This window comes from Allomesorhizobium camelthorni, from assembly GCF_011045125.1.
GTDB lineage: Bacteria > Pseudomonadota > Alphaproteobacteria > Rhizobiales > Rhizobiaceae > Allomesorhizobium > Allomesorhizobium camelthorni.
On record NZ_JAAKZF010000143.1, the window covers coordinates 1 to 7,998 of the forward strand.

Below are 7,998 nucleotides of genomic sequence, written 5' to 3' on the forward strand. Positions count from 1 at the left end.
CCATAAACTATGTTATGCGACTTTACATCGACCACAGGATGGACAACGGCGCGGCCTGCAATTTTTCACCAAACGGCGTGAAGCGATCATGGTCGTGGAGCACGAGGCCGCGGACGAAGCGGTCGCCTACTGCTTCCTGCAGCTGACGCAGCCCGCGGAAATCCTGGGCCCGAACCGTCGCACTGGCCTTCACCTCGATCCCGATGATCCTCCCGCGACGATCCTCAATGACGACGTCGACCTCGTCCTGGTCCTTCGTCCGGTAGTGCGAGAAGGACAGGCGTCGCTCCGACCACGATGCCAGCTTGAGGAGTTCCGAGACGACGAAAGTTTCGAGCAAGGCGCCGAAGCGCGTCCGATCCTGCTGCAGCGTTCCCCCCTCATCCTCACGCAGGGTGGCAAGAAGCCCGCTGTCGAGAAAATGCAACTTCGGCGTCTTGATGAGACGGCTCAACCGATTGCTCGACCATGGCGCCAAGGTCCTGACCAGAAAGAGACGCTCGAGGATCGCCACGTACTTCTGAGCTGTCACGCTCGATAAGCCGAGGGCAGCGCCGAAACTGGAGTGGTTGACGAGCTGACCCGCGTGCTCCGCCAGAACCGCAAGAAGCCGCGGCAGCCGATCCAGCTGATCGATATTGGCGATATCCCGAACATCCCTGTCGAGGATTTGCGTCACATAGTCTTCGAGCCAGGCGGTCCGTCGTGCCTGGCTCGACCTGCGCAAGGCCTCCGGATATCCGCCACAAAGCACGAGCGCGATCAATTCGTCGCCGAGTACTGCATCGGCTGAGACTGCGAGTTCGTCACCGGCGTAGAGGCGGTCGACCAAGCGCCCAGGGGTAGAGCGGAGCTCCGATTGGGCGAAAGGCAAGAGCGAGATCGTCGCCATCCTACCCGCCAGAGAATCGGCGATCGCCGGCATCGTGGCAAGATTGGCGGATCCGGTCAGAAGGAAACGACCCGGAGCATCGTCGCGGTCGACGCTCTCCTTGATCGCCAGCATGAGCTCTGGGGCGCGCTGGACCTCGTCAATCACCGCGCGGTCGATGCCTCTGACGAAGCCGACGGGATCGGCGCGTGCAGCGCTCAAGGCGCCAGCGTCGTCAAGTGTGATATACGGTCGATCGGCTCCGGAAAATTGTCTGGCGAGTGTTGTTTTTCCGGCCTGACGCGGGCCAGTGATCAGCACAGCACGGGTGTCTTCCAGTGCCGCTTCAACGAGCGGGCGGATTTTCCGGTCAAGAATTTTGCGCGGCGATGTCGAGCCAACCATGCGCCCATCTTTAACGTGCCCGCCGTCCAATTTAAAGTACGGAGGCGACCGATTCTTATCCACCATCGAGATGACGTGTCGGGGAGCGAGGTTTTCGCGAACTGGTGCCGAGATTCGCGAACTGTGTGCCGAGTTTACGTACTAGGTTCCCAAACTCGGAACCAAAATATTTGGAGAAGGCTCCAATTCCTGGGCTTTCTGGTCGAGCGATCTCCGACTCATTCACTGCAATTTGCGGCCCAGTTCAGTACACGAACTCGGCACATCCCGGCGCCAGTACGCAAACTCGGAACCAACACCGTTCCGGCAACCCACTGCAAAGACTCGCTTTCGCGTCCGCGCCGATTCACGAAACTCGGAACACCGACATGACGAGGCAATTTGGCGTTGTGAGCCGGTAGATTTTTCGGAATCACTCATTATACTGCGTCGCTGTTTACTGCGCATTCTGTTCCGTCTCGGCTATGAAGCTGAGGACGGTGGTGGCGCAGAACCTGCGACGGATGCGCTACATCAAAGGCATGTCGCAGGAGGAATTGGCCGCGCAAGCCGGCCTGTATCGAACTTACGTCGGCCACCTGGAGCGTGAAGTCCATTCTCCGACCGTCGACATGCTGGAGAAGCTGGCGGAGATCCTTGACGTTGCCCCGACCGACTTCTTCATCGATCCACCCCCGCCAATCCCAGCCCGTCCCCCGCGAAAACGAAAGCGCTCGTGATCCGGTGGACGTCATCATCGGGCGCCGCCTGCGCGCCCGACGTCAATCGCTCGGTCTGAGCCAGCGGAAACTAGGGGAAATCCTCGGCGTCAGCTTTCAGCAGGTTCAGAAGTATGAGCGCGGGACGAACCGGATCGCCGTAACCATTCTGTTGCGTGCAGCTACTGCGCTGGAGGCACCGATGTCGTTCTTTTTCGAAGGCGTCGGCCCTAAGATCGGCGAGCCCGAGCAACCGATGCTTCATAGACGAGATACCATGGTTGCGCAGGCGCTGGCAAAAATCGAGGATCGCAAGGTCCGCGCCGCGTTTCGAACCCTCATTCGCGCACTGGCACAGGGGTGACGATCAGGCGGAAAGAGCCGCGAAAGACTTCCGGTTATGGCTGCGAGATTGCCCAACCTGTTGCGTCGATCGTGATGATGTCACTTGCCGCGTAACGATCATTGCTGAGAGCCATGCGGGTCACAGGTTTCCCGTACTCCACCTTCTGCCAATGGCCAGCGCGAGGGCGCGCTACTTCCGCGCCGTCACATGCCCTGGCGATGTGTTGATTGCGGAGGCCTGATTGCCGGGCAATCTCCATCATGGGCATCGACCAGACCAGGTCGTGTAGTTGCTCGCGACTTATTCTCACCGATGGACTTTCGGGCGCCTATTGCGTGAGCCGCGGAGAGTTCTTACCCCAACACAAACTCCCTGATTGGGGCAACCCAATTATCTAGAGCGCGGTAGAGGCTGAAAAGCCACGCCTCAACTGCGCCAAGCTGGGGTCCGAAATAGATTAGCGGGGCAATCAACAGAAACGCGAGCAAGAGCCATGAACCGGGCCAACCGTGGTCATTTTCTGGCAACTCGTCTGGAGGCGGGCCGTATTTGTATGGCCAGTTGTCATTCTTCATGGCGAACTCCTACCTCTCCCGATCGTCGCGGTCACGGTCTTCGCGCTTTTCGAGTTCCAGCTCGATTTGGCGAAGACGCGGCACATGCTGCTGCGGTGGATCGGATCGAGCAAGCTCCGCGTCGAGGCCAGGCTTCCTTTCGACGGATCGGTCGTCGGGATGCCTTGTGCGTTGCTCGGACGGCATCGTCGCCTGCTGCTCGACTGTCTGGCCATCCTTCTCCGGCGTCGAACGGACCTCCCGAACCGGATCGCGATGTTGCTCGGCTTCGGCAGCACCTTGGAACCCGCCAGGCGCGCCCTCATTCGGGCGGTTCGCGCCGGCGTCGATTGAATCAGCCTTCTGATCCCTGTCTGCTCCCGTGTCGCTACGCACTCTCTCGGCACGGGACAGCTCGATCTGAGCGATCGTACGCTGCAGCTCCTGATCCGCTTTCGCGGCTTCGCGCATATAATGGTTGTCGCCATCGACAGCCATTTCCGCGGCCCGGTTAATTTCCCGCTCGAGCCCTGCTTGGTAGCTTGCCGTGAAGGATTGCGGCAGCTCGCCCGCTTCAATCCGCTCAAGCCCCTCGCGATAGTGACCGACCTGAACCAGAACCTCGTTCGCTGTTTCGACCGCCTGCAGTCCGAACCGCGCAACCGCGGCATCCCACTGAGCATTGGGATCCTCGTACTGATCGTCACGCACGGCACGCGATACCTGCCCACCCTCTCGGTCGGATTGGCGTTCGGTGAACTCGAGATATTCGCGACGGATGTCCACCACCTCGCGCGCTGCCGCGGCGACCTCGTCGAAGTCGGCGCGATCCGTTGTATCGAGTGTCTGCTCCACAGAGGCAAGGACCGCTTCTACACGGCTCTCGTAAGCCTCGAACTCAGGGCGCGTCATCTCTCGCATCGGTCCGTCCTCACCGTTCACGAACTCCGCCAACACTATCATATTAGTCGCGTTTTTGACAGCCTCTTCACGATCTGCCACAAAAATACGCTCATTTTGAGCGTTCTCTGTCAATCCGTCCAGACGACCGCTCTGACGCATGGCGAAGGCGCCCTCGCGCGTGCCGCCCGCCTCATTGGCAAGATCGCTCCAGGCCTCGGCCGCTGTCGCTGCATACTGCCGGCTGCGATCGGTTTTTGCGAAGTTGACCTCGTTCGACCGCTTGGCCCGATAGCGGGTATGCGCGGCGGCGCTCGTGCCTTCATGCTCGGTCCGGCCGAGATAACTGACGGGGCGGACCTGGTTGCGCGAGTAGGCCGGTGCGTTGGCGAACTCACGGCGGTCGGTCAACTCCATGTCGATGCCCTGCTCGCGCGCCTTCTCGGCCATCACGGAACGCCATTCCCGGAACATCTGCGGGCTGGTGACGATCCGATCGCCAGCATCGGAGCGCATGGTGACGATCGCATGGGCATGGATATGCGGGCGCTTGCCGCCGACGGCTATCTCCTTTGGATCGTGCGCCGGATCGTGGACGGCAAACACGTAGCGATGCCCGGCAAACTGCTCGCCGAGGAATTCGCGCACGGCAGCTTCGAAGGCCACCCCATCAGTACCTGCTCGTGCCGAGACAATCAGGTGCATGACGTCCCTGCCCTTGCGGCTGTGCAATTCCCTGCGCCATTCTTTCTGAACGAGATCGCCGGCCAGCGCCGCATCCCCGATCAACCGTCCGGTGTCGTCGCGAACTTCCCTTTCGGTCCCAGCGACCAGTTCGCGCACACGCGCCGTGCCCCACTCCACTCCATTGCCGTAGCCATTGAACCGGAACCGGGCCTCGACATCCTGCCCGGCATCGGAGTCGTCATATCGCTGCTGGACGATCTCGGCAGCTTTCCGGTCGCCGGTCAGCCGCTCTCCACGTCCGTCGCGCAGCACGATGACTCCGGAGACATAGAGCTCGTCCGGGGATCGCTCCCGCGCGGTGTAGACGAACCGCCGATCACCAAATCCCGACTGCAGAATCTCGCGCAGTTGGTCATCTTGGTCCACGTCATCCTGCAGTGATGCCGTATCGATCGAGACATGGAACACACCCAGATCCCGGCTGGCGGTGCGATTGTCGAAGAGATGCTCCCACTCCGCGCGCTGTTCGGCGAGTGCGTCACTGCCCAGCACCCGCTCGCCGCGCTCATTCTCGACCGCCAGTTCGCCGCCCCGCGACGTATAGCTCATCATCGCGCCGGCACGTGCGCCGCCACCATAGGAAGCCAATTTAACCACGGCCGGTTGACTGCCGCGCGCCAGTTCGGCGAAGCGTGTCCGCATCGAGCGGCTGGCCGCTCCCGCGCCACCACGCGACCACCGCGCTCCGCTTCCGCCCTGCCGCCGCCGCGCCCTCCCGAAGCCGCCCAGCCCCTCATCACCGATCCGCGCCACCCCTCCCCTTCGCGGTTGATCCCAGTCGTTCTTTTCAGACTGACCGAGCTGCATTTCATGCATCAGCATGGCGCGCCGCCGTTCCCACTCCCGTTCGAAGGCGCCAGGAAAAAACTCCATCAGGCGCCCTCCCCGCGTCGGGCAGCCGCCGAACGCCGGGTCATCTCCGCCAGCTCGGCAGCGAGCGCGGTCGCCACGCTATGCGCATCCCTGATGCTGCCTGCGACATCACTTTCAACCGGCGCCCTGCCAGTGTTGATGGCTCTGGCAATCTGATTGAGGTTACCGCCGATCGCACGCATGCCGTCGGCGAGCAGGCCGAGCACCAAGCGATCCCCCTCCCCGAGAAACGGCCGCACGCCGGCACCCTCGATCGACAGCGACCGGACAAAGGCGGACACGGTCATCCCGGCTGCGCTCGCGGCTGCCTCCAGGGCATCGAACTCGGCCGGCGAGAAGCGGATATGTGCCACCTTCTCCTTCCGTTTCGACGCTTCCGAAATGCTGCGAGCCATCGTCAGCCACACCTCTGATCGTTGTGGTCGCGGCCGCAGGCCGCGGATCGAGGGCTTGTCCCTCGATCGTCAGGAAAATGTATCACATTTTTCCGTATCCTGCCAACATAAATGGTAGAGATTTATCCCATATTGACGCTTGATATGCTTTTTTTCATATCAATATGATTGTATTTTTCCATGTTCGTGTGTTTCTATATCGATGTGAATCCACGTCCACACGAACATGGATTCGTGTGTGAGTAGAAACACATTTTTCTAGGGAGATAAGTCGATGACGGTCGTGATCGCCGCCATTAACGGCAAGGGAGGCGCGGGCAAGACCACAGCACTGATGAACATCGCCGGCGAATATGCCCTGCGTGGCGAACGCGTCGCCATGATCGACATGGACGCCCGCAACAACCTGATGAAGTGGTGGTCGGATTGCCAGGAGAAGGATGCGCAGCCCGAGGGCATCGAAGTCTATAGCCACAAGACGGCAAGAGGATTGGAACGCTGGATGGAAGACAACAACAGTGTATTCGATCATGTCTTGATCGACACGCCCGGCGAGGACACGTCGATCGTGGACCCGGTGATCGCGGCGGCCGACCTGGTGATTTCGCCAATACAGCCGTCAAAACGCGAAGTGCTCGGCGCTATTGACAGTTTCGAGAATGTGCTGCGCGTCAACGAGGTGATGGGCAGGACCTGCCGGCATGGCGTGCTGCGAACCCGGATCACTGTGACGGTCAGGCACACGGAACTCTATCGAAAGATCAGGCCGATCATCGAAGACAAGGTCGGAACCTATCTGTTCCGCACCGAGGTGTTCGAGCGCAATGTCTACAAGGACATCCACAACGGCATCGGCACGCTTCAGATGCAGGAGGTGACGGAAGCGATCGCCAAGGCGCGGCGGGAGACGCAGGCGCTGGTCGCGGAAGTCGACGAACTGCTCGCGAGCGAGGCAGCGACGGGACGCGCGGTATGAGCGGGAAGGAAAGCCTGTCGCTGGACGAATTCGCCACCGCCCCGCGCCGGCAGCGTGCGGCTCCCGCTCATCCCGAGCGCGCGTATAACGAGGGTACGGCCGCGACGAGGGCCATGCCGGACGCTGTGACAGAACGCGAGAAGGGCGAGACGTCCAGCGAAGCGAGCAAGGCGCTGCGGCAAATGAAGCGGGTGCGGATGAAAGGGGCGAGCCACTTCGTGAATGTCAATCTGGATCGGGACACGAAGCGCCGGCTCAAGTTGGCCTCCTTCAACCTGGAGACGTCCATGCAGGCCCTCATGGAGAAGGCCATTCGACAATATTTGGACGCGAACGGATTTTGACAGGAAGTGTGGTCTGCACCGAGCTACGCCGAGAGTCGAGTTGATGTCGTGTCCGAATCCCTGCTAGGAACACTATCGTTTTGGCTCTGATTTTTGGGGTTTGGAGCCAAATTGGGGTTTTCCCGTCTGTTTTGGCGGGGTTGGGGCAGCGAGCAGGTTCGAGCGAGCCAGACGATGGCAATCAAGGACGTACAGACTTACATCGACAGGCATGGCCTTGTCGAAACGGACGATTCCGAGGCTGGAAAACCGATCTGGCGCAAGCCGGGATTTGGCGGCATTCGCGGTCTTCTCGAAATCGAGGAGGAACTGAGCCGCTTCTTGCGGGAGAGGCGTGATGCGCAGAACTTGAACCGCGAGCAGGTCGGCATGATGGTCGGCCTGCATCACGAGATTTACGCCCGGCATGAGCGGGCTGGAGCCAAGTTACGGGTAACACGGCTACTGCATCTGGCCGAACTGCTCGATTTCTCGCCAATCGAAGCGATCTACGCGGCGGCTCCGCAGTTCTTCGGCGAGACCGAGCAGGAGGCGGAGACCAGGTTCAAGCTTGTCATGCGCATGCTGGACCTGCCGGCTGCGACCGCGCAGAACCTTCTCAGGCTGGTAGAGGAATTGTCGGCGGACAGCGGCGGGCACAACCCGGCCAAACAGACGGATACGAAGCCCCGGAGCTGACCTGGCGCGGGAGGCGGAACCGGCGCTATCGATCAAGAGCAGGTGCCGACACATCACGTCGGCTTCCGTCGTCGCGAATTGGAAGATCGGGGGGCTTGCACCGCCTCGATCACCGGCCTCATGAGCGGCCGGTTTCGGGTAGCGCGAAAACCTCGTCCGGATTGGCTCCGGTTGTTTCCCACCACGCCGCCTCGGCTTCGGGCTCGCTGTA

Annotated in this window: 9 protein-coding genes; 5 read left to right on the top strand and 4 right to left on the bottom strand. The window is 61.0% G+C overall.

What is annotated here, in order from left to right:
- Positions 1-22: 22 nt before the first annotated feature.
- A complete protein-coding gene (locus tag G6N73_RS33495) occupies positions 23-1,276 on the bottom strand; it encodes an ATP-binding protein (RefSeq protein WP_165034207.1) in 1,254 nt (417 codons plus the stop codon).
- Between the two features lie 482 nt (positions 1,277-1,758).
- Here G6N73_RS33495 and G6N73_RS33500 point away from each other — a divergent pair, with 482 nt between their 5' ends.
- On the top strand, positions 1,759-1,995 hold the full coding sequence (locus G6N73_RS33500) for a helix-turn-helix transcriptional regulator (RefSeq protein WP_343044836.1): 237 nt from the start codon (positions 1,759-1,761) through the stop codon (positions 1,993-1,995).
- 4 nt (positions 1,996-1,999) lie between these two features.
- On the top strand, positions 2,000-2,338 hold the full coding sequence (locus tag G6N73_RS33505) for a helix-turn-helix domain-containing protein (protein ID WP_206079236.1): 339 nt from the start codon (positions 2,000-2,002) through the stop codon (positions 2,336-2,338).
- Between the two features lie 335 nt (positions 2,339-2,673).
- Here the strand turns inward: G6N73_RS33505 and G6N73_RS33510 are convergent, their stop codons facing one another.
- The 3 genes from G6N73_RS33510 to G6N73_RS33520 all read right to left on the bottom strand — a co-directional run bounded on the left by G6N73_RS33510 (position 2,674) and on the right by G6N73_RS33520 (position 5,789).
- Positions 2,674-2,895 (bottom strand): hypothetical protein, encoded by a 222-nt coding sequence (locus G6N73_RS33510; protein ID WP_165034209.1) that lies wholly within the window; start codon positions 2,893-2,895, stop codon positions 2,674-2,676.
- A gap of 9 nt (positions 2,896-2,904) precedes the next feature.
- Positions 2,905-5,163: a relaxase/mobilization nuclease domain-containing protein gene (locus G6N73_RS33515; RefSeq protein ID WP_246252779.1), complete on the bottom strand. Its 2,259-nt coding sequence runs from the start codon at positions 5,161-5,163 to the stop codon at positions 2,905-2,907.
- A gap of 230 nt (positions 5,164-5,393) precedes the next feature.
- Positions 5,394-5,789, bottom strand: coding sequence for a plasmid mobilization protein (locus tag G6N73_RS33520; protein WP_165034211.1), 396 nt, complete (start codon positions 5,787-5,789; stop codon positions 5,394-5,396).
- Between the two features lie 274 nt (positions 5,790-6,063).
- Between G6N73_RS33520 and G6N73_RS33525 the strand changes: the two genes are divergently transcribed.
- The 3 genes from G6N73_RS33525 (at position 6,064) to G6N73_RS33535 (ending at position 7,787) form a co-directional block, all read left to right on the top strand.
- A complete protein-coding gene (locus G6N73_RS33525) occupies positions 6,064-6,765 on the top strand; it encodes a ParA family protein (protein WP_165034212.1) in 702 nt (233 codons plus the stop codon).
- Positions 6,762-7,109 (top strand): hypothetical protein, encoded by a 348-nt coding sequence (locus G6N73_RS33530; protein ID WP_165034213.1) that lies wholly within the window; start codon positions 6,762-6,764, stop codon positions 7,107-7,109. The genes G6N73_RS33525 and G6N73_RS33530 overlap by 4 nt, the downstream gene beginning before the upstream one ends.
- 174 nt (positions 7,110-7,283) lie before the next feature.
- A complete protein-coding gene (locus tag G6N73_RS33535; RefSeq protein WP_165034214.1) occupies positions 7,284-7,787 on the top strand; it encodes a helix-turn-helix domain-containing protein in 504 nt (167 codons plus the stop codon).
- The last annotated feature ends 211 nt before the right edge of the window (positions 7,788-7,998 follow it).

What these genes read in the sequence shown, in the direction of transcription:
- G6N73_RS33525 (WP_165034212.1), top strand. Translation starts at nt 6,064, where the DNA reads ATGACGGTCGTGATCGCCGCCATTAACGGCAAGGGAGGCGCGGGCAAG.
- G6N73_RS33510 (WP_165034209.1), bottom strand. Translation starts at nt 2,895, where the DNA reads ATGAAGAATGACAACTGGCCATACAAATACGGCCCGCCTCCAGACGAG.
- G6N73_RS33535 (WP_165034214.1), top strand. Translation starts at nt 7,284, where the DNA reads ATGGCAATCAAGGACGTACAGACTTACATCGACAGGCATGGCCTTGTC.
- G6N73_RS33520 (WP_165034211.1), bottom strand. Translation starts at nt 5,789, where the DNA reads ATGGCTCGCAGCATTTCGGAAGCGTCGAAACGGAAGGAGAAGGTGGCA.
- G6N73_RS33495 (WP_165034207.1), bottom strand. Translation starts at nt 1,276, where the DNA reads ATGGTTGGCTCGACATCGCCGCGCAAAATTCTTGACCGGAAAATCCGC.
- G6N73_RS33530 (WP_165034213.1), top strand. Translation starts at nt 6,762, where the DNA reads ATGAGCGGGAAGGAAAGCCTGTCGCTGGACGAATTCGCCACCGCCCCG.
- G6N73_RS33515 (WP_246252779.1), bottom strand. Translation starts at nt 5,163, where the DNA reads ATGCGGACACGCTTCGCCGAACTGGCGCGCGGCAGTCAACCGGCCGTG.